22 protein-coding genes are annotated in these 19931 nt (G+C 67.5%); 7 read left to right on the plus strand and 15 right to left on the minus strand.

What is annotated here, in order from left to right:
- From IEY07_RS22935 to IEY07_RS22970, 8 genes are all read right to left on the minus strand, one after another.
- Positions 1-327 (minus strand): superoxide dismutase (locus IEY07_RS22935; protein ID WP_188898311.1); only part of this gene is annotated, 327 nt, incomplete at its 3' end.
- A 121-nt stretch (positions 328-448) separates the two neighbouring features.
- Positions 449-1060 (minus strand): class I SAM-dependent methyltransferase, encoded by a 612-nt coding sequence (locus IEY07_RS22940; protein ID WP_188898313.1) that lies wholly within the window; start codon positions 1058-1060, stop codon positions 449-451.
- 4 nt (positions 1061-1064) lie between these two features.
- On the minus strand, positions 1065-1907 hold the full coding sequence (truA, locus tag IEY07_RS22945) for a tRNA pseudouridine(38-40) synthase TruA (RefSeq protein WP_188898394.1): 843 nt from the start codon (positions 1905-1907) through the stop codon (positions 1065-1067).
- Between the two features lie 2 nt (positions 1908-1909).
- Complete coding sequence (gene trmB / locus IEY07_RS22950) at positions 1910-2665, minus strand: tRNA (guanosine(46)-N7)-methyltransferase TrmB (RefSeq protein WP_229670566.1); 756 nt, start codon at positions 2663-2665, stop codon at positions 1910-1912.
- Positions 2662-2988, minus strand: a complete 327-nt coding sequence (locus IEY07_RS22955; protein WP_188898315.1) for a hypothetical protein — start codon at positions 2986-2988, stop codon at positions 2662-2664. The genes trmB and IEY07_RS22955 overlap by 4 nt, the downstream gene beginning before the upstream one ends.
- Positions 2989-3150: 162 nt before the next feature.
- The gene (locus IEY07_RS22960; protein ID WP_229670567.1) at positions 3151-3921 is read right to left on the minus strand and encodes an ABC transporter permease; all 771 of its coding nucleotides are present in this window, start codon (positions 3919-3921) and stop codon (positions 3151-3153) included.
- Between the two features lie 103 nt (positions 3922-4024).
- Positions 4025-4888: an ABC transporter ATP-binding protein gene (locus IEY07_RS22965; RefSeq protein WP_229670568.1), complete on the minus strand. Its 864-nt coding sequence runs from the start codon at positions 4886-4888 to the stop codon at positions 4025-4027.
- 99 nt (positions 4889-4987) lie between these two features.
- The gene (locus tag IEY07_RS22970) at positions 4988-6130 is read right to left on the minus strand and encodes a LolA family protein (RefSeq protein WP_229670569.1); all 1143 of its coding nucleotides are present in this window, start codon (positions 6128-6130) and stop codon (positions 4988-4990) included.
- A 93-nt stretch (positions 6131-6223) separates the two neighbouring features.
- On the opposite strand from IEY07_RS22970, the gene IEY07_RS22975 reads away from it, so the two are divergent.
- Together IEY07_RS22975 and IEY07_RS22980 are read left to right on the plus strand one after the other, a co-directional pair.
- The gene (locus IEY07_RS22975; RefSeq protein WP_188898319.1) at positions 6224-7906 is read left to right on the plus strand and encodes an ABC-F family ATP-binding cassette domain-containing protein; all 1683 of its coding nucleotides are present in this window, start codon (positions 6224-6226) and stop codon (positions 7904-7906) included.
- A 36-nt stretch (positions 7907-7942) separates the two neighbouring features.
- The gene (locus tag IEY07_RS22980; RefSeq protein WP_188898321.1) at positions 7943-8545 is read left to right on the plus strand and encodes a hypothetical protein; all 603 of its coding nucleotides are present in this window, start codon (positions 7943-7945) and stop codon (positions 8543-8545) included.
- 18 nt (positions 8546-8563) lie between these two features.
- On the opposite strand, the gene IEY07_RS22985 is transcribed toward IEY07_RS22980, so the two are convergent.
- Genes IEY07_RS22985 through IEY07_RS22995 form a run of 3 tightly spaced genes read right to left on the minus strand, consistent with a single transcriptional unit; the run spans position 8564 to position 11555 of the window.
- Positions 8564-8968: a VOC family protein gene (locus tag IEY07_RS22985; RefSeq protein ID WP_188898323.1), complete on the minus strand. Its 405-nt coding sequence runs from the start codon at positions 8966-8968 to the stop codon at positions 8564-8566.
- A 6-nt stretch (positions 8969-8974) separates the two neighbouring features.
- Entirely contained in the window at positions 8975-10234 is a 1260-nt protein-coding gene (locus IEY07_RS22990) for an FAD-dependent oxidoreductase (RefSeq protein ID WP_188898325.1), read from the minus strand.
- A 40-nt stretch (positions 10235-10274) separates the two neighbouring features.
- Positions 10275-11555: a citrate synthase gene (locus IEY07_RS22995; protein WP_188898327.1), complete on the minus strand. Its 1281-nt coding sequence runs from the start codon at positions 11553-11555 to the stop codon at positions 10275-10277.
- 279 nt (positions 11556-11834) lie between these two features.
- Between IEY07_RS22995 and rplM the strand changes: the two genes are divergently transcribed.
- The 3 genes from rplM to glmM all read left to right on the plus strand — a co-directional run bounded on the left by rplM (position 11835) and on the right by glmM (position 14364).
- Positions 11835-12278, plus strand: a complete 444-nt coding sequence (gene rplM / locus IEY07_RS23000) for a 50S ribosomal protein L13 (protein ID WP_188898330.1) — start codon at positions 11835-11837, stop codon at positions 12276-12278.
- Between the two features lie 34 nt (positions 12279-12312).
- Positions 12313-12855: a 30S ribosomal protein S9 gene (gene rpsI, locus IEY07_RS23005; protein ID WP_188898332.1), complete on the plus strand. Its 543-nt coding sequence runs from the start codon at positions 12313-12315 to the stop codon at positions 12853-12855.
- A 138-nt stretch (positions 12856-12993) separates the two neighbouring features.
- Positions 12994-14364 (plus strand): phosphoglucosamine mutase, encoded by a 1371-nt coding sequence (gene glmM / locus IEY07_RS23010; protein WP_188898334.1) that lies wholly within the window; start codon positions 12994-12996, stop codon positions 14362-14364.
- A gap of 44 nt (positions 14365-14408) precedes the next feature.
- On the opposite strand, the gene IEY07_RS23015 is transcribed toward glmM, so the two are convergent.
- The 3 genes from IEY07_RS23015 to IEY07_RS23025 all read right to left on the minus strand — a co-directional run bounded on the left by IEY07_RS23015 (position 14409) and on the right by IEY07_RS23025 (position 17996).
- The gene (locus IEY07_RS23015; RefSeq protein WP_188898336.1) at positions 14409-15452 is read right to left on the minus strand and encodes a putative endonuclease domain-containing protein; all 1044 of its coding nucleotides are present in this window, start codon (positions 15450-15452) and stop codon (positions 14409-14411) included.
- A 131-nt stretch (positions 15453-15583) separates the two neighbouring features.
- Entirely contained in the window at positions 15584-15781 is a 198-nt protein-coding gene (locus tag IEY07_RS23020) for a hypothetical protein (RefSeq protein WP_188898338.1), read from the minus strand.
- Between the two features lie 10 nt (positions 15782-15791).
- Positions 15792-17996: an ATP-binding protein gene (locus IEY07_RS23025; RefSeq protein ID WP_188898340.1), complete on the minus strand. Its 2205-nt coding sequence runs from the start codon at positions 17994-17996 to the stop codon at positions 15792-15794.
- Positions 17997-18129: 133 nt separating this feature from the next.
- On the opposite strand from IEY07_RS23025, the gene IEY07_RS23030 reads away from it, so the two are divergent.
- Both IEY07_RS23030 and IEY07_RS23035 read left to right on the plus strand, forming a co-directional pair.
- A complete protein-coding gene (locus IEY07_RS23030; RefSeq protein WP_188898342.1) occupies positions 18130-18513 on the plus strand; it encodes a response regulator in 384 nt (127 codons plus the stop codon).
- Complete coding sequence (locus IEY07_RS23035; protein ID WP_188898344.1) at positions 18510-18920, plus strand: Hpt domain-containing protein; 411 nt, start codon at positions 18510-18512, stop codon at positions 18918-18920. The genes IEY07_RS23030 and IEY07_RS23035 overlap by 4 nt, the downstream gene beginning before the upstream one ends.
- 23 nt (positions 18921-18943) lie before the next feature.
- Here IEY07_RS23035 and coaA read toward each other — a convergent pair whose 3' ends face one another.
- Positions 18944-19915 (minus strand): type I pantothenate kinase, encoded by a 972-nt coding sequence (gene coaA, locus IEY07_RS23040; RefSeq protein WP_373288914.1) that lies wholly within the window; start codon positions 19913-19915, stop codon positions 18944-18946.
- Positions 19916-19931: the final 16 nt, after the last annotated feature.

Consider the following 19931-nt stretch of genomic DNA (forward strand, 5'->3'; position numbering starts at 1 on the left):
GAAGCCGTCGAAGGAGCCGAAGTATTCGTCGATGGCGGCGGCGAGGTCGCCGGTGGGTTTGTCGCCGCCGTTGGGGGAGAGGTTGGGCCAGAAGACGGAGTGGTTGATGTGGCCGCCGAGGTTGAAGGCGAGGTTCTTCTCGAGGCCGGCGACGGTGCCGAGGCTGTTTTTGTCGCGGGCTTCGGCGAGTTGGTCCAGGGCGGTGTTGATGCCGGCGACGTAGGTGGCGTGGTGCTTGTCGTGGTGGAGTTCCATGATCTTGCCCGAGATGTGGGGCTCGAGGGCTGCGTAGTCGTAGGGCAGATCGGGCAGCTCATAGACGGCCATGTGAATCCTTGTCCCTTACTCGTGAAGTGAACATCGCGGTCGGCGACTGACCACCCATCTTAGTCCGGACCGACAGCGCCGGATCATGGCGCTCACAGTCCAGATGATCACGTCCAGATGATCACAGCGCTGATGATCTTGGACGTGCGGCCAGCACCCGGAACCCCTTGGCGCTGGCGACGCGGTCGCACGGATAGCCCTGCTCGGTCAGCCAGGACTGCAGCGAGTCGGCGCCGAGATTCTTGCCGACCACCATCCGCATCACGCCGTCCGATGCCAGCCGCGGCAGCCACTGCAGCAGCAGTTCGTGCAGCGCCTGCTTGCCGATCCGGATCGGCGGATTCGACCAGATCTCGTCGTAGCGGGCCGCTGGATCGCTCTGTTCCGGACGTAATGTGATCACCCGATCGGCGACGCCGGCCAACCCGGCATTCTCTGCGCACAAGGCCAGTGCGGCATCGTTGACGTCGACTGCATCGACGCGCGCCCGCGGGCAGTGATCGGCAAGCGCGACGGCGATCGGCCCGTAGCCGCAGCCGACGTCACAGAGCCGGCTTGCCGCGGTCGGCGGGTCGAGAGACCGCAGCAGTACGTTGGTGGCGATGTCCAGCCCGGACCGCGCGAACACCCCGCTGGCGGTGATGAACTGGTATTCGGTGCCCCAAATCGTCGCCGTCGTGGTCTGCCGGTTCGTGCCGGCCGACGGCGAATTGGTGAAGTAGTGATCGGTCATCGCGTCACACCGTACGCAACCGGCGTGATTCGACGGCACGAGCGGCCAGTTGATCATCGGCCGGGTAGCTGACCTGCTCCAAGGTCAGGCCGGCGGCCGGCATCACCTGGATTCCGCTGTCGCGGACGCCTCGTCGGGCGACCGTGGACACCCAGTCGATCTCTCGTGCGCCCTCGCCGACCCGTACCAGGCCGCCGATCAGGGACCGCACCATCGAGTGACAGAAGGCATCCGCCACGACCCGGAATTCGATCACGCCGGCCAATGGACCATGGTCGATGCGATCGCCGGACAATTCGATCAAGGTGCGGATCGTCGTCGCGCCGTCCCGACGCTTGCAGAAGGCGGCGAAGTCCCGCAGTCCCAGTAGCGATCGGGCGGCCGTGTTCATCGCCTCAAGATCAAGTTCGCGCGGCCAGATCGCGACCTGATCGCGATGCAGCGGATCGACCGGTACGCCGGCATCGCTGAGCCGGTACGCGTACCCGCGTTGCAGGGCCGAGAAGCGGGCGTCGAACCCCGCAGGTGCCCGGCGCACGGCCCGTACGACGACATCGCTCGGCAGCACGCGCGCCAGACGTCGCAACAGACTCGCTCCGTCGTCGGTGATCACGCCGGGAGCGCAGTCCAAGTGGCAGACCTGGCCGCGGGCGTGGACTCCGGCGTCGGTCCGGCCGGCGACGACCAGTCCAAGCGCATGATCGACGCGGAGCACCCGCGGGAGCCACAGCTCGAGCTCGCCCTGGACGGTGCGGTGACCGGGTTGGGCCGCCCAGCCGGCGAAATCGGTGCCGCGGTAGCTGACGTCGAGCCGCCAGCGTTCGGTCGCATCGGTCTCCAGCGCCATGATCACGAGGTCCGACGGTAGGAGAGGTCGAAGATCTCCCGACCCTCGTCGATGCCGCGCTGCTCGAATTTGGTGACCGGTCGCTCTGCCCAGCGGGGGGCGTACGAGCCGGGGGAGAGGCTCTCGAAGCCCGGATGATCATCCAGCACCGTCCGCATCTGGCGGGCATAGTCGGCCCAGTCGGTGGCCAGTCGCCAGATCGCACCCGGCTGCAGCCGCGAGGCGACCAGCTCGGCGAATTCGTGGTTGAGGAGCCGACGCTTGCGGTGTTTGGACTTGTGCCAGGGATCGGGAAAGAACATCCACAGCTCGGCGATCCCGGCCTCGGGAGCAAGGTGGCGCAGCCCCTCGACGGCATTGGCCTGGACGACCCGGACGTTCTCGACCTCGTACTTCTCCAGCTTGGCCAGGATCCGCGCGATCGCCGGACGGTAGACCTCGAAGGCCAGCACGTTGAAGTCCGGGCGGGCCGCGGCCATCGGGGCCAGTGACTCGCCCATCCCGGGGCCGATCTCGATGATCAACGGTGCCTGCCGGCCGAAGGCTGCGGTCAGATCGACGTCATGATCGGGATCGATCGAGGTGCTGTTGTGGTGCCGGGGAACCTCGAGCAGCCAGCGGTCGGCATAGCTGTCCCAGAGGCGTTGTTGCTGCGGCGTCAGCCGTGGGCTGCGGCGGACGAAGGAGACGACCCCGCGGCGATTCTTCTGCTCGACCAGTTCCAATGCCGAACGAGATTCCGATTCCGGGCGGCTCACTGCTTCTTCCGCTTCTCGTAGGCGTAGAGCAGGATCCCCAGCACGATGACAACGGCGAGGAAGACCCAGGCGCCGACCCAGTAGTCGTTCGTGAGGTAGACCGCGATCGCGCCCGGCACGGCGCCGCACAGCGAGAGCAGCCAGAGCCGGGCCTGCTGACCCACTGATCGCCGGGGCGTCGCGGAGCGGTCCGCCGGCACCCCCTTGGGATAGCGGGTCGCCGTCTTGGTCGTGGCCTGGTTCCCGGACGTGTTCCCGGTCGCCGACGAACCCGGTCTGGTCGCCGGGCGGCGGCTCGCTGCTGACGGACGGCTCTTTCCCACCCGGTGAGTTTATGCCGTCGGCCCGGATCGGCCCGCACCAGCGATCCTCGCTCCACTTCGTACGGCTCTCGCTTCCCGTCAGTGCGCCCGCTTCCCTTGCCCGGGAAGCGCGCGCACGGTGGGGAAGCGGGGGCAATCCGCCTGGGACCGAAGTGGAGCGAGCTAGGAGGTGACGTCCTTGGCGCGGAAGCGGGCCCAAGCGGCGAGCCAGAAGACGATCGCGTACGCCAGGGCGGTCAGCAGGCCGCGGTTCAGGTCGCCGGTGTAGATCGGGGACCGCAGCAGGTCGCCGAAGGACATCCACCAGTGGGTGAGCAGGTACGGGTGCAACCAGTCCAGCTGGCTGATCGTGTCCAGTACGAACATCCCGACGTTGATCAGCACCGTCGCGACGGTCGCGCCGATCGGCTGCTCGGTCAGGGTCGACACGAAGAGCCCGATCGCGCCCAGCGCGGCGAAGCCGGCCGCCAGATAGCAGCAGACCAGCAGCAGCCGCAGAACCGTGGCTCCGAAGCTGATCGTGTTGCCCGACAACAGGAACATCGACCCGGTGCCGAAGAGGATGGAGCCGATCAGTCCGCCGACGACGGCGACCAGCAGGGTCGCACACAGCGAGAAGAAGACCAGGCTGGCATACTTCACGGTCAGCAACCGGGTCCGGCCGACGGGCACCGCCAGCAGATAGCGCAGGGTGCCGAGGTTGGCCTCTCCGGCGATCGAGTCACCGGCGATCCAGGACACCGCCAGCGGCAGGAAGAGTGGCAACTCGACCGCCAGGGCTGCCAGGGCGACGAAGAGTCCGTTGGCGGTGATCGAATCGACGAAACTCGGGCCGCCGCCACCAACGCCCCAGATCTTCACCGCCACCGCGATCAGGATCGGCACCGCGGACAGGACCGCGAGGCCGGCGATGTTGCGCCGTCGGGTGAGCACCAACCGACATTCGGAGGCGAAAAGCCGCACCCAGGAAACGACCGGATTCGGCGCGCGTCCGACCGTCCCAGCCTCAGCCGTCCCAGCCTCAGCCGTCCCAGCCTCAGCCGCTGACATCGAATCCCTCCCCGGTCAGGCCGACGAACACGTCTTCAAGACTCTGCGCCGCAGCGCGGAATCCGAGCACCGGTACGTCCCCGGCCACCAGCGCGGGCACGATCGCGGCCACCTCGACCGCGCCGAGTTCGGCGCTGATCAGATGATGATCTCCGGTCCGCTCGCTGCGGGGGCGCTTCAGCCCGAGCCGCTTCATGATCTCGATCGCGGTCTGCGGGTCGCTGGTCTCCAGTCGTACGGTCGGTGCGGTCTGGGCGCGTAGCTCGTCCAGCGTCCCTTGGGCGAGCAGCTTGCCTGCGTGCATCACGCCGACATGGCTGCAGATCTGCTCGACCTCGCTGAGCAAGTGCGAGCTGATCAGCACCGTCGCGCCGTCGTCGGCGAGATCGGACACCAGGTGGCGTACTTCCCGGGTGCCCTGCGGGTCGAGCCCGTTGGTCGGCTCGTCCAGGATCAGCAGTTCCCGCGGCTGCAGCAGCGCGCCGGCGATCGCCAGCCGTTGCCGCATGCCGAGCGAATAGGCGCGGTAGTTCTTGTCCGCTGCCGGCATCAGCCCGACCCGTTCCAGGGCGGCGTCGATCCGGCTGCCGGCGGTCCGGCGCGATGCCTGTGGATCCGCGGCGTCGAGGCGTACGAGATTGCGCCGGCCGGACAGGTACGGGTGGAACGCCGGTCCCTCGACCAGCGACCCGACCTTGGGCAGGGCGTACGCGACCCGTTGCGGGATCGGTTCGCCCAGCACCGTCGGCGTGCCGGAGGTCGGCTGGATCAGCCCGAGCAGCATCCGGATCGTCGTCGTCTTGCCGGATCCGTTCGGGCCGAGGAAACCGTAGACCGCGCCGCGTGGCACCTCGAGATCAACACGATCGACCGCCAGTTGGTGCCGGAACCGCTTGGTGAGCCCCGAGGTCTGGACCGCGAGCCCGGACGAGTCGCTGGACAGTGCCGGCTACTTCTGCAGAGCGTCGTAGAGCAGCTGCGGGCGTACCGCGCCGACGGCGATCCGGCCGTCGTCGGTGATCACTGCGCTGAACAGCGCGCCGCTCAGCAGTCGACCGGAACCCCACGAGCCCGAGACCCGGGGCAGTGCCTGGAGTTGGGCGTTGCCACCGGATTTGCCGGACTTGCCGAGCGCGGTCTGATCAGCCTTGGCGATCACCACCGAGGTCCAGCCCTTGCCGACCACTGTGGTCTTGGACGCGGCGTCCTTGGCGTGCTTCCTGGCGTCGGCGCGATCACGCTTGGACGGCGCCGTGACCGTGTGCTGGGTGACCTTGGTGCCCTTCGGCGGGCTGAAGCTGAAGGTCGAGGCGTCCGGCACCGCGAAGTCGATCTTGGTGAACCCGGCCGACAGCGCCGGCTTGGTCTGGCCGTCGGCCGTGACCGCGACCTGCAGTGGTGTCGAGGTCTTGGCGTCGACCGCGATCATCACCTGGCCGACCAGCGAGCGGTCGTCCTTCGGTGCCAGCACCAGCTCGTACGCCGGTCGGCCGGCGACCGTGACATTGCGGGAGACGGAGACCGTGGTGGTCGGGTCGATCGCCTTGAGCGCCTGCTCCGCCAGCTGTTGGGGCGTCTGGGCCTGCGAAAGGTCACCTGGCTGCATGGAGTCGGGCGCCGAACCGACGTAGCGAGTGTGGATCGCCTGCTTGTCCTTGCTCGACCACAGCCAGGCCTGCTTGCCGTTGCGGATCAGGTCGGACTCGCCGTAGGTCCCCAGCAGCGCGACGCGGGACTTGTCCTGGCCGCTGGTCCAGACCTTCAGGGTATGGGTGCCGCTGACCAGGTCGGAGAAGTCCGAGGACGACATCGGGCCGCCCTGGCTGCCGGTCGGCAACGACGGCAGGCCGAGGTTGGCGGTCTCGGTGACCGTGCCGGACAGCCCAGGGACCTTCGCACCGGCGACCGCGGTCAGCAACTGCTGGGCGGTCTTCTTCGGGAGCGGCGGCTCGGCACTGGCATTGTTACTGGCCAGTACGCCGCCGCCGACCGCCAGTGCTGCTGCGGCGAGCGGTGCGACCCAGGCGAGCATCCGTCTGCGCTGGCGGGTGTTGCGGTTCGCTGTCTGCTGGCTGTCTGCGGGGCTGGCCATGGATCCATTGTTACTCCGCCGGCCAACGCGGGGGTACGACCGTGGTCTGAAATCTGATGGCCGTCCACGGGCCCGGCGTCTACCCTGGGGCGCGTGGGACATGTGGAACTGGCCGGAGTGTCATTCCACCTCCCCGACGGCCGGCCGTTGCTGGACGACGTCTCTTTCCGGGTCGGCGACGGCGCCGTGGTCGCCCTGGTCGGTCCCAACGGAGCCGGCAAGACGACGCTGTTGCGGATCGTCGCCGGCGACCTGCAGCCGACCGACGGTGCCGTCACCCGCAGTGGCGGGCTCGGGGTGATGCGGCAGTTCATCGGCAGCATCCGGGACTCCTCGACCGTCCGGGACCTGCTCTTCTCGCTCGCACCGCCGCGGCTGCGCCAAGCCGTCGCCGAGGTAGACCGGCTCGAGCTTCAGCTGATGAGCGACGACAGCGAACGCTCCCAGTTGGCCTATGCGGCAGCCCTGGCGGAATACGCCGACGCCGGCGGTTACGACGCGGAGGTCACCTTCGACGCCTGCTGCACGGCGGCGATCGGCGTCGACTACGACCGGGCCAAGTGGCGGGAGGTCAACACCCTGTCCGGAGGCGAGCAGAAGCGCCTGGCGCTCGAGGCACTGTTGCGCGGGCCGGACGAGGTGCTGCTGCTGGACGAGCCGGACAACTATCTGGACGTGCCGGGCAAGCAGTGGCTGGAGAGCCAGCTGCAAAGCACCCGCAAGACCGTGCTGCTGGTCAGCCACGATCGCGAACTGCTGGCCAACGCGGCCACCTCGATCGCAGCCCTCGAGCTCGGCTCGGCCGGCAACACCTTGTGGGTGCACGGCGGCCGGTTCGCCACCTTCCACCAGGCCAGGAGGGAGCGGTTCGAGCGGTTCGAGGAGCTGCGTCGTCGTTGGGACGAGGAACACGCCAAGCTCAAGCAGCTGGTGATCATGTACAAGCAGAAGGCTGCCTACAACTCCGACATGGCCAGCCGACTGCAGGCCGCCCGGACCCGGCTGCAACGCTTCGAGGACGAAGGCCCTCCGCAGGAGCTGCCGCGCGAGCAGCACGTCTCGATGCGGCTGCGCGGCGGTCGTACGGCCAAACGCGCGGTGATCGTCGACGATCTTGAACTGACCGGTCTGATGAGACCGTTCTCGACCGAGATCTGGTTCGGCGACCGGGTCGGCGTGCTCGGCTCGAACGGTTCCGGCAAGTCGCATTTCCTGCGCCTGCTGGCGCTCGGCGGCACACTGCCCGAAGTTGATCAAGAACCGATCGGCGGTCGCGATCTTGCTCCGGTCGCGCATACCGGCGTCGCCAGGCTGGGCTCGCGGGTCAGGCCTGGGCTCTTCGCCCAGACCCACAACCATCCGGAGCTGGTCGGCAAGACGTTGTTGGAGATCCTGCACCGCGGTGATGATCATCGCGACGGGCTGGACCGTGAGTATGCCGCCCGCCGGCTCGACCGGTACGAGCTGGCCAAGGCCGCCGACGTACGATTCGACCAGCTCTCCGGCGGTCAGCAGGCGCGCTTCCAGATCCTCCTGCTGGAGCTGTCCGGAGTGACCTGCCTGCTGCTCGACGAGCCGACCGACAACCTCGACATCGAATCGGCCGAAGCACTCGAAGCCGGCCTGGAATCCTTCGAGGGAACGGTGATCGCGGTCACCCATGACCGCTGGTTCGCCCGTGGCTTCGACCGGTTCCTGATCTTCGGCGCCGATGGCGAGGTGTACGAGTCCGATCAGCCGGTCTGGGACGAGGGCCGGGTGCAGCGGGCGCGCTGAGCCTTCGGCGACCCTCTGCTTGGCTACCGTCGGGGGATGAGCCTGAGCGGGCGGCACCGGTTGAGCGCCGTGATGGTCGGCGACTTCGACGATCGGATGCGAGCGAGAGCGATCCTGGTCGTCGGCGTTGTCGTCGTGGTCGTCGTGGGTCACACGTTGCTGTCTCAGGCCGTCGATACCTCGACCCGGAGCGGATGGTTGATCGCCAACTCCGTCTGGGCGCTGGCGGTTGTTGCGGCGGCGGCGATGGTGGTCGACATCTTCAGGCAGCGCACGGTGAAGCAGGTGTATCTCGAGGTGACGGCCGCCGGGATCGTCCTGCGCACCGGAAGGAACCCGGAGACGACGACGATCAGTTGGGCCGCGCTGTCCGGCATCATCCTGAAGACCAGCTATCGCGCCACGCTCCGCAGCCGAAGGGCACGGCTGCGGTTGATCCTGATTCCCGGCGGCGGCGCCGGGGTTGTCACCGACCCGCAGTTCGACCAGTGGCGGGGCCGCTACGGAGCCCACGGTTCGGATCTCGGTATCCCGGTGCTGTTGGTCTCCGAGCGCTTTCCGCTGGACGAGGCCCTGAAACAGTTCGCCGGCCCGCTGTACCGGGGTGTCGTCGATGGTGGCACGACCTTCAGCTTCTGAGCGGGGTTGATCAATCCGTCAACCGGCCAGGAACGCGGCACGCTCGGCCTCGGAGAGCAACACGCAGAGCTGGTTGCCCTCCGGATCGGCGAGCACCACCCATCCGCTACCCGGTCCGTAGCAACCGCGACGGTCGGCGACCACGGTGGCACCGATGCGGGCCAGCCGCGCGACCTCCTCGGTCTGGGTGCCGCTGCGCGGCCGGACGTCGAGGTGGATCCGCTTGGCCGGAAGCTCCTCGTCGGGCACCTCGATGAACAGCAACTGATGACCGGTCTCCGGATCCCGGATCATGCACTCCTCGTGACCCGGTTCGTTGGGGTCGCCATCGAGATCGACGTATCCCAGGACCTGTTTCCACCACTGCGACAACTCGAAAGCGTTGTGGCAGTCGATCGTGGTGTGCGATATGAAGCTCGTCATACTCGCCTATCCAAGCAGTTCGGCACCGTCCCGGTGCGCGTCACTGCGGGCGAAGTCCGGAGCGCTTTCGGGGCGTGGACCGATGGCGATCAGCCGGCCGACCGGTCCGGAGAGCCAGGGCAGCAGTCGCAGCACCAGGATCGCAAGATCGAATCCGCCCGGCAGTCCTGCCAGCGCAGGCTCGTAGATCGTCGTATGCAGCAGTCGCTGGCCGGATTGCAGGAAGACGGTCGGGAAGAGTCGGCGGCGGCGGACCTGATCAAGATCATGATCGGTCACCCAGTGCTGGCGCAGGGGTTCGGCCAGATAACGGGCTGCCGCGACCGCATCCTGGATCGCCAGGTTGACGCCGACACCGCCCGACGGCGACATCGCATGAGCAGCATCGCCGATGCAGAGCAGACCGGGCCGGTGCCAACGGCGCAACCGGTTCATCCGGACGTCCAGGATCGGAAGATCATCCATCGAGGTGAGCTGTCCGACCCGGTCGGCAAGATCAGGGCGTAGTCGGGTGATCCTCCGCCGGAACGAGTCGATGCCCTCGTCCCGCAGCCGTTGTTCCGAACCTTTCCGAGCCAGGTAAGCGATCTGGTAGTAGTCCTGATGACTCATCGCCAACATGATGTCCGGCGGTTTGATCGTCGGCAGCAGGGTCGGCAGCTCGTTCGCGCGTTCGGTCTCGGTGCGCGGCAGCCGGAACCACCAGACGTCGTACGGCACCGGGTATTCCTCGGGCACCATCCCCGCGGTCGCGCGGAGGTCGGAATTCCGGCCGTCGCAGGCGACCGTCAGGTCCGCCATGATCACCGACTCCTGGCCGGCGCTGCGGATCCGGGCGCCGATCACCCGGCCATGATCGACAACGGGGGAGAGCACCTCGGTGTTCATCAGCAGGGTGAAGCCTGGCTCCTCGGCGGCCGCATCGGCCAGCAACGACAGCAGGTCCCATTGCGGCGCGAGTGAGATGTGGTCGTACGGTGCCGGCAGCCGAGAGAAGTCGCCGAGCACGATGCTGCGATGATTGCCGATCGGCAACCGGTAGTCGGCAAGATCGGCATGCGGGATGGCCTGGAAACGATCCTCGAGTCCGAGCTCGCCGAGCAGCTGCAGGGTCGAGGCGTGCACGGTGTCGCCGCGGAAATCGCGCAGGAAGTCTCCGTGCTTCTCCGCGACGGTCACTTCGATGCCTGCCCGGGCAAGCAGCAGGCCGAGCATGATGCCGGCCGGGCCGCCGCCCGCGATCAGGCACCCTGTGTGCTGCTCCATCCAGCCATCATGCCGCGGCCCGCAGGCTGCTCGGTGCGGCTCAGCGCTCCGCGAGCGGGACGAAGTCCCGGGTGCGGGCGCCGGTGTAGATCTGCTTCGGGCGGGCGATCTTCTGCTCCTTGTCGTTCACCAGTTCCTCCCACTGGGCCAGCCAGCCGGGCATCCGGCCGATGGCGAAGAGCACGGTGAACATCTCCGGTGGGAACTCCAGCGCCTCGTAGATCAGGCCGGAGTAGAAGTCGACGTTGGGGTAGAGCTTGCGGGAGACGAAGTAGTCGTCCTCCAGCGCGATCTTCTCCAGCTCCACGGCGATCTTGAGCAGCGGGTTGACCCCTGTGACCTCGAAGACGTCGTCGGCGGCCTTCTTGATGATCTTGGCCCGTGGGTCGTAGTTCTTGTAGACCCGGTGACCGAAGCCCATCAGGCGTTCCTTGCCGCCCTTGACGCCGTCGATGAAGTCGGGAATGTTCGAGACGTCGCCGATCCGGCGGAGCATCTTCAGCACGGCCTCGTTGGCGCCGCCGTGCAGCGGCCCGTAGAGCGCGCCGACGCCGGCCGCGGCCGCGGAGTAGGGATCGACACCCGACGAGCCGACCGAGCGGACCGCGTTGGCCGAGCAGTTTTGCTCGTGGTCGGCGTGCAGGATGAAGAGCACCTCGAGTGCCTTGGCCAGCCGGGGATCGGCGTTGTACTTGCGCTCGCTCATCTGGAACAACATCGCCAGAAAGCGCTCGACGTAGGACAACTCGTTGTCGGGGTAGACGTACGGCTTGCCCTGGCCGTGGCGGAACACGAAGGCGCCGATCGTGGGCATCTTGGCGATCAGCCGGGTGATCTGCAGCCGCCGGTTGTCCGGGTCATGGATGTCGGTGGCGTCCGGGTAGAAGGTCGAGAGCGCCGAAACCGCTGCCATCGTCATGCCCATCGGGTGGGCGTCGTACCGGAACCCCTCCATGAACGACTTGATGTTCTCGTGCAGGAACGTGTGCATCGTGATCTCGTGCGTCCACGTAGCGAGCTGATCCTCGGTCGGCAGCTCGCCGTTGAGCAGCAGGTAGGCAACCTCGAGGAAGGTCGACGACTCGGCCAGCTGCTCGATCGGATAGCCGCGGTACTCGAGGATGCCCGCATCGCCGTCGATGTAGGTGACCGAACTCCGGCACGAGGCGGTGTTGACGAAGCCCGGGTCGTAGGTGGCCAACCCCGGCTCGCCCTCGACGGCGATCTGTTTCAGATCCGCAGCGCGAATCGTGCCGTCGGAAATGGGGATCTCGTAATCCCGCCCGGTCCGGTTGTCACGAATGGTGAGGGTTTCGGTCATGGCCACAAATTACGCGGCCCGGGGTTTTGCGGCTACTGCGGGGGCTGTCAATGACCTATGATCTGGGCCACGTACGGCTGTGCATGCCGCTGTGCCTGTGGCCGCTGCGCGGCCCGGGCATCCCGCGTTTTGACCAGGGCTGGTCCGCACAGGTAATCTATGTCGCTGTTGCGCTCATCGCGTTGCGTCGTTGTGCGCCCTTGACGATCCTTTCCGGGTCAGCGGGGGCCGCCGCGATATCCAGTAAACATCGAAGCGAAGAAAGATTGGTCTGCGGCCGTGTCCACGTACAGCCCCAAGCCTGGTGAGATCACCCGGGAATGGCACGTCATCGATGCCACCGACGTCGTCCTCGGTCGGCTCGCCGTCCAGGCGGCGACGCTGCTCCGCGGCAAGCACAAGCCGACCTTCGCTCCGCATGTCGACGGTGGCGACTTCGTCGTCATCGTGAACGCGTCGAAGATCGCCCTGACCGGCAACAAGCGGACCGACAAGCTGGCCTACCGGCACTCCGGCCGTCCGGGTGGCCTGAAGTCGGTCAGCTATGGCGAGCTGCTGGATTCCGATCCGCGCAAGGCCGTTGAGAAGGCCGTCTGGGGCATGCTCCCGAAGAACCGCCTGAGCCGGAAGCTGATCAAGAAGCTGAAGGTCTACTCCGGTCCTGAGCATCCGCACACTGCCCAGAAGCCGCAGGCTTTCGAGATCACCCAGATCGCCCAGTGACGAGTCGAATTCGCAAGCAGGAGATACACCGATCGTGACCGAAAACGCACCCGAGGCCGTCGAGGCCCAGACCGAGGCTGCAGCCGAGGAAGAGATCACCCCGTTCACCGAGGGTGACCAGGAGATCTCCTACCGCAGCGAGAGCGCCGGAGTCCGCACCGCCGAGTCGGCCAGCCGTCCTGCGGTGATCACCGCGACTGCTGCGACCGGCCGCCGCAAGGAGGCCATCGCTCGTGTCCGGATCGTTCCGGGCACCGGTAACTGGACGATCAACGGCCGCACCCTGGACGACTACTTCCCGAACAAGGTGCACCAGCAGATCGTCTCCGAGCCCTTCACGACCGCGGCGGTCGAGGGCGCCTACGACGTCATCGCCCGGATCAACGGCGGTGGCATCAGCGGCCAGGCCGGCGCGCTGCGGCTGGGTGTAGCCCGAGCACTGAACGAGGCCGATTCCGAGGCCAGCCGCCCGGGCCTGAAGAAGGCCGGCATGCTGACCCGCGACGCCCGCATCAAGGAGCGCAAGAAGGCCGGCCTGAAGAAGGCCCGCAAGGCTCCGCAGTACAGCAAGCGCTGACCGTCGATTCCGGCCTGCGACTCGCACCTGTCGAGTCGTAGGCTCGGATCAACCCCGTCCTGCCGGGGTAACAGGAGAATGTCGGGCGATAAGTGCGCCCCGATGTCTCACCGGGCTGAGTTCTGACAGGGAGGCCGGATGGGTCGGCTGTTCGGTACCGATGGCGTCCGCGGAGTTGCCAACGCCGACCTGACCGCCGATCTGGCGCTCGACCTGGCAGTCTCGGCGGCGCAGGTACTCACCGACGCAGGCCGCTCTGCGGGCGCCCGCCCTACCGCTCTGGTCGGCCGTGACCCGCGCGCGTCGGGTGAATTCCTGGAAGCTGCCGTGGTGGCCGGTTTGGCCAGCGCCGGCGTCCAGGTCGTCCGGCTCGGGGTGCTCCCGACGCCCGCCGTGGCCCATCTGACCGGTGCCGTCGGCGCTGATTTCGGCGTGATGATCTCCGCCAGCCACAATCCGATGCCCGACAACGGGATCAAGTTCTTCGCCCGCGGCGGTGCCAAACTCGAGGACTCGGTCGAGGACGCGATCGAGGCGCGGCTCGGCGCCCCGGGCAGCCGGCCCACCGGCGCCGAGGTCGGCCGGGTCGTCGATCGGCCGGAGCTGGTCGATCGCTACATCGACCATCTGGTCGGCAGCATCGGCCGCGGACGGTCCACCGACGCACTGGCTCTGGCTGGTATCCGGGTCGTCGTCGACTGTGCCAACGGCGCGGCGTTCCGGACCGCACCGGAGAGCTATCGCCGGCTCGGCGCCGGCGTCACCGTGATCAACGCCGAACCCGACGGCATCAACATCAACGATCACTGCGGGTCGACCCACATCGCCGGCCTGCAGCAGGCGGTCGTCTCCACCGGCGCCGATCTCGGCATCGCGGTGGACGGCGATGCCGACCGTTGCCTTGCGGTCGACGCCACCGGCCGGGTCGTCGACGGCGACCAGATCATGGCCATCCTGGCAGTGGGGATGCATTCCGACGGCCAGCTCCCCGGAGCGACTCTGGTGGCGACGGTGATGAGCAATCTCGGTCTCACCCAAGCGATGGGCCGGCACGGGATCCGGGTCGAGCAGACCAAGGTCGGCGACCGTTACGTCCTGGAGTCGATGCGGGCCGGCGGCTTCGGCCTCGGTGGCGAGCAGTCCGGGCACGTTGTCCTCGCCGAGCACGCGACCACCGGCGACGGCGTCCTCACCGGTCTGCACCTGATGCACCGGATGGCTGTCAGCGGGTCCTCGCTGGGCGAGCTTGCCGGCGTCATGGAACGCCTGCCGCAGGTGCTGGTCAATGTCCCCAACGTCGACAAGACTCGTACCGACTCCGCTCCGGCCGTCCGGGATGCGGTGGCCGCCGCGACCGCCGAGCTTGGCAGCAGCGGCCGGGTGCTGCTGCGCCCCTCCGGTACCGAATCCCTGGTCCGGGTGATGGTCGAGGCTCCCTCGGTCGATCAGGCCCAGCTGCTCGCCGACCGCCTGGCCGAGGTCGTCCGCTCCTCGCTCGCCCTCTCCTGAACGGGGCGCGGACTCCGAGCAAACTCATGTTCGGCGCGCTCGGATCATGAGTTTGCTCGGAATCTCGTCCCCATCCGGGCGTGCCACCAAGCAGGCTGGTCCAATGTCCAGTCGTCGAGGCGGCGGTCCCTGAGTTGCCCGCGGCGATAGCCGTCACTCAACCTGCGGGCCAGTAGCTTCCGCTCCTTGCGAAGGTCGATGGTGTCCGAGCGGACCACGACGAGGTTGGCCGACTCGAACTTCTCCTCGCGGATGTTGTCGCTGTGGTGCTGACGGACCTCGCGGTGCTGAGAGCCGTCGTACTCGGCGACCAGCCCTGACTCCGGATCGAACAGGTCCGCCGCCCCCAGGAAATGTCCGGTGTGGTTGAAGATCGGCACGTTGACCAGCGGTTCCGGCAGTCCGAGATCTTCTGTCCAGCACATCCGCAGCCGTGTCTCCCAACCACTCCTGACATTCGGGCGGGCCAGCTTCACGGCGGCCAACGCTTGCGCGATGCCCTCCCACCGGTGATGCCTGGATGCGTAGTCGGCGAAGTCGGGCAACCGGATCAACCCGAATGCGGTCATCGTGTCGATGCAGACCACAGCCTCCTCGAGCGACGGTGCCCAGCGCACGGCGTCGAAGGTCGTACGCCGTGGGGATGTGACGCGGAGTCCGTCCCTGGACCAGACATCAGCCGGATCGAGGCGCGAGGAGTGGTAGCGAACCGCTCCGGTCGATCGGCGCTTCAGCTCCGTGGCGACGATGTCGAGCGGTAGATCAGCCATGGTGTACGGATCGAGTCCGTCCAACCAGTCGGCGCCCAGTACGTATGCTGCCGCCCAGGTGCTCAGCGCAGCGTCCCTCGCGAGCAGTGGTGCCGCATCCAGGATGCGTTGTGCAGTGGTCAGCCGCCCGGCCCGACGATCCTCCGCCCCGCCACCGTGTCGTCCTGCTTCTTGCGGCACGTAGAAGCCGGCCGTCGCTTTCCGCCAGGACTTCCCTCCGTACACGCGACCGAGCCCGACTCCGCTTCCGACGAGGTCCGCGATCGGCTGCGGCCGTACGGCAGATCCCAGCTCACGCTTCCAGGCTGACAACGGCACCAGAAGATTCTGAGGCAGTGCCCGCAGGAGGGCTCGGCCGTCATCCACAGCCCAACAGAATCCGAGCTAACTCATGTTTCGGACGGCCGATTCATGAGTTTGCTCGGATCCTGCCCATCGCCAGCCGAGGGTCAGGAGTGGAAGACGTCCGAGGGGAGCAGGCTGATGCCGAGGATCGCGATCACGATGGCCACGATGATCGAGACCAGCAGGCTGAACAGCGTCGCGCCGAGGGCGAAGAAGAAGCCGACCTTGAGGGCGGTGCCCGCGCCGATGCTGACCTTGCGCGGCAGGTGATCGTCGATGGCCGGGAACTGCTGAGTAGTCATAGCGGGGAAGTTACTCGGCCGAGGGGTGACCGGCGACGTTCCCGGGTGCGGGATCCTCCGCTGCCGCGGGCTCGGGGGACTGTGGCGACTCCGGCGTCGGGATCACCTCCGGAAGCGTGAAGTGGAAGGTCGCGCCGCTGCCGTACGGACTCTCGGCCCAGATCCGGCCGCCGTGCCGCTCGACGATGCTGCGGCTGATCGATAGCCCCAGCCCGCTGCCGCCCATTTCCCGGCCGTCGGAGGAGTCCACCTGCTCGAAGCGTTCGAAGATCTGCTCGAGCTTGTCCTCCGGCACACCCCGGCCCTGGTCGCGGACAGTGAAATCGATCATCGGCTGTCCGGACGATCCGGCGGTGACCGACTGGCCGGCTCCGACCGTCACCACACCACCGGTGGGGGAGAACTTGATCGCGTTGCCGATCAGGTTGACCAGGGTCTGCACGATCCGGTCGGCGTCGGCGTTGACCTGGCCGACGGTCGGCTCGGTGCTGATCCTGACCCCCGCCTCGGCGGCGATCGGCCGCAACTGAGTCACCGCGGTCTGGATGATCTCGGTCACGTCGTGATCACGGAAGTCCATCGGCATCGATCCGGACTCCATCCGCTCGATGTCGAGGATGTCGTTGACCAACCGACCCAGCCGCTCGGTGCTGTCCAGGGCGATGCCGATCATTCGGCGGGCCTGCGGCGACAACGCGCCGAGACGGTCGCCCGACAGCAGCCCGAGCGAGCCCCGGATCGCGGTCAGCGGGGTGCGCAGTTCATGGCTGACGACCGACACGAACTCCTGTTTCATCCGGTCAACCTCACGCCGTGAGGTGATGTCGCGAAAGACGATCACCGCGCCCGGTCGGCTGCCCTCGCTGTGTAGCGGGCTGGCAGTCACCTCGACCGGGATCTGCCGGCCGTCGGCGCCGACATAGAAGTCCTCCTCGCCGCTGGTGGTCAATCCGGTCAGGATCGCCTCGGCGATGTAGCACTCCTGGTAGTCGTACGGCCGGCCGTCGGACTGGGGCGCGTGGAACTGGTCATGGGCGTGCTGCCCGATCAGCTCCTCGGCGGTGTAGCCCAGTGTCCTGGCCCCGGACGGGTTGACGAAGGTCACCACCCCGCGGCTGTCGACGCCGTAGATCCCGTCGCCGACGGAGTTGAGCAACAGCTCGCTCTGCCGGGTCATCGAGGCCAGTTCCCGGGTGCGGCTGTGGACCCGGCGTTCCAGGGTCCGGCGGAGCAGTTCGTTGTCGGTGATCAGCAGCAACTGCCGGGCGACCACCGCGGCGACCAGCAGCAGCCACAGCGCGCCGATCCAGGGATTCAGCACCGCCGGCCGGCTCAACGCGTTGGTGACTGCGGCCACCAGCAGCAACCCGAAGGTCATCACCGTGTCGCCCAGCGGCGGCGCCTGGTCGTTGCGCTTGGGGGCCGAACTGGTACGGATCCGGCCCGGCAGCAGGGCAGCGAATGCGATCAGTGAATAACCGAGCATCCAACCGACCGGCCCCGCGGTCTGGTAGAAGACCAGGCCGCGGACCTGGACGACCCAGCGGAACAGGTCCGTCACCGCCCAGATCGAGAATCCGAGGGCGAGCAGCAGCTGCACCGGCCGGTCGGCCCGGTCACCGCGGATCAGCAGCAGGCCGGCCACCGTCGCCACGATCACGTCGATGATCATCAGACCGATGGTGTCGAACCGATAGAACGGGTTCTGCCCGGCGGAGAGCACCGGTGCAAGCGCCAGTACGGCGGTGGTGAGCAGCACCGAGCCGCCGACCACGACGCCGTCGAGCACCATCCGCAACAGCTCGCGGCCGCGCCTGCGGGTGGTCGGGAAGGACGCCATCCCCCACACTGCGAGCAGTCCGGCGGCCAGAAAACCGAGGTCGCCGATCGGGGACACCTTGTTCCACCGCAGAGTCCCGCAGACGACGTACCACTCGATCGCGAGCACGACGAAGACGGCACTGATCGACAGCAGGTGCCAGGCCCGGCGCTGCCGGAGCGGGCCCCGTCGCGCCGCGACCCAGGCCAGCACGATCACGGCCAAACCGCAGACGACGAGTCCGATGTTGTTGACGATCAGCCGGGTCGCCGAGGAGAGAGGTCCGGACAGCACGATGGCCAGGCTCATCAGGGCAGCAGCGACCACGGCGCCGAGAATCACCAGCCATCTCAGGTCGCCGGGGCGGATGATCCGCTCAGCGTGACGTGCCGACAAACCAGAATTCCTTCGCTCGTTCACGGGACGGACCGTGACCTGGCCGTGACATGAGGTCTCGGACATGCTACCTATTACGATGACGGATGCCACGGCGCGAAGGATGCGGCTCGAAGGATGCGGCGGTGAGGCCATGTCGCGTAAGGACGTACTGGTCGTCGACGACGACGCGTCGATCAGAGAGGTGGTCCAGATGACCCTTGAGGTCGTCGGTGGCTGGACCGTGCGCGTGGCAGTCAACGGGATGGAGGCGGTCGAGAAGGTGCGTGAGCACAGGCCGGACGTCATCCTGCTCGATCTCATGATGCCGGGGCTTGACGGCCCGGCAACCCTGGCGAAGCTGCGCGGCCAGGGATCGGAACAGAATGTGCCGGTGATCCTGCTATCGGCCAAGCTGCAGCACCGTCGCGATGATCAGCAGCTCACCGGTCTCGGGGTCGCCGGCGTGATCGGCAAGCCGTTCGACCCGCTCACCCTCCCGGACCGGATCTCCAGCATTCTGGGTTGGGCCGCATGAGCAAGCACGAGTGCCAGGCCGTGAACGCCGGCGGCGGGGCCGATGCCGTACGCTCCGGGACCCGCGATCCGGCCGCCGACGAGGACGCCCGCAACCGGGCCGCCGATATCGCCGACCGCGCCCGGGCGCGCAATATCGGCCGGGCGGACGAGCTGGCGGCCTGGGCCAGCATCGGCGAGCAGGGTGAGCTCTCCAGCGAACAGCGCGGTGAGGCCGCCGAGATCGCGCACCAGTTGGCCGGGTCGGCCGGCACTTTCGGCTATCTCGCCGCCACCGACGTGGCCCGCGAGGTCGAGAAGCTCTTCTCCGAGGCCGACGGGGCCGAGTCCTGGACCCGGCTGACCGAATGCGTCCGCGATCTCCTACGTCGCCTGCGCGAGCCCCCGGAGCTCTCCGCGCTCGATTGATTCGTCCGTGCCCGATTGAAGGGTCACAGCTTCCTTATTCGGACCCACTCGATGTGGTGGTCGTCGCCCTTGCGGAGCACCGCGGTCGCCCGGCCGCGAGTGGGCAACACGTTCTTGACCAGGTTCGGACCGTTGATCGAGTCCCAGATGTATTCCGCGGTCTGCACCGCCTCCTCGTCGGTGAGGGTCGCAAAGCGGGTGAAGAAGGACCGCGGATCGCTGAACGCGGTCCGGCGCAATTCCAGGAACCGCTGCACGTACCACTGCCGGATCGCCTCGGTCCGGGCGTCGATGTAGACCGAGAAGTCGAAGAAATCCGACAACGCCAGTCCGGTGGTGCCGTCCGGGCGCGGCCGGGACGGCTGCAACACGTTCAGGCCCTCGATGATCAAGATGTCCGGCCGCTCGACGACGATCTGCTGGTCCGGCACGATGTCGTAGCTGAGGTGGTCGTAGACCGGGGCCGTGACCTTGTCCCTGCCGGACTTGATGTCCATCACGAACCGCAGCAGCGCCCGCCGGTCGTACGACTCCGGGAAGCCCTTGAGATTCATCAGCCCGCGGCGCTCCAGCTCGGCGTTGGGCAGCAGGAAGCCGTCCGTGGTGACCAGGGCCACCTTGGGGTGATCGGGCCAGGACGCCAGCAGTGACTGCAGCAGCCGGGCCGTCGTCGACTTTCCGACCGCTACCGACCCGGCGACGCCGATCACGAAGGGGGTCCGGCCGACGGACAGCCGCAGGAAATCGTTGCTGGCCTGGTGCAAGTTGCCGGTGTGCTTGACGTACTCGGCCAGCAACCGGGTCAGCGGCAGGTAGACCTCGCGGACATCGGTCAGGCTGGTCGGGTCCTGCATGCCGCGCAGCGACGACAGTGTCTCCTGGGTCAGCGTCAGCGTCGCCGAATTGGCCAGCTCCGCCCAGTCGGCGCGGCTGCGCTCGACATAGGGTCCGCCGGTTCCGCCGTGGTGATCGACCTCTTCAGACACGCCGACGATTATCGCCGTCGTGCTG

The sequence above is a fragment of the Microlunatus endophyticus genome (assembly GCF_014646195.1).
Taxonomy (GTDB): Bacteria; Actinomycetota; Actinomycetes; order Propionibacteriales; family Propionibacteriaceae; genus Microlunatus; species Microlunatus endophyticus.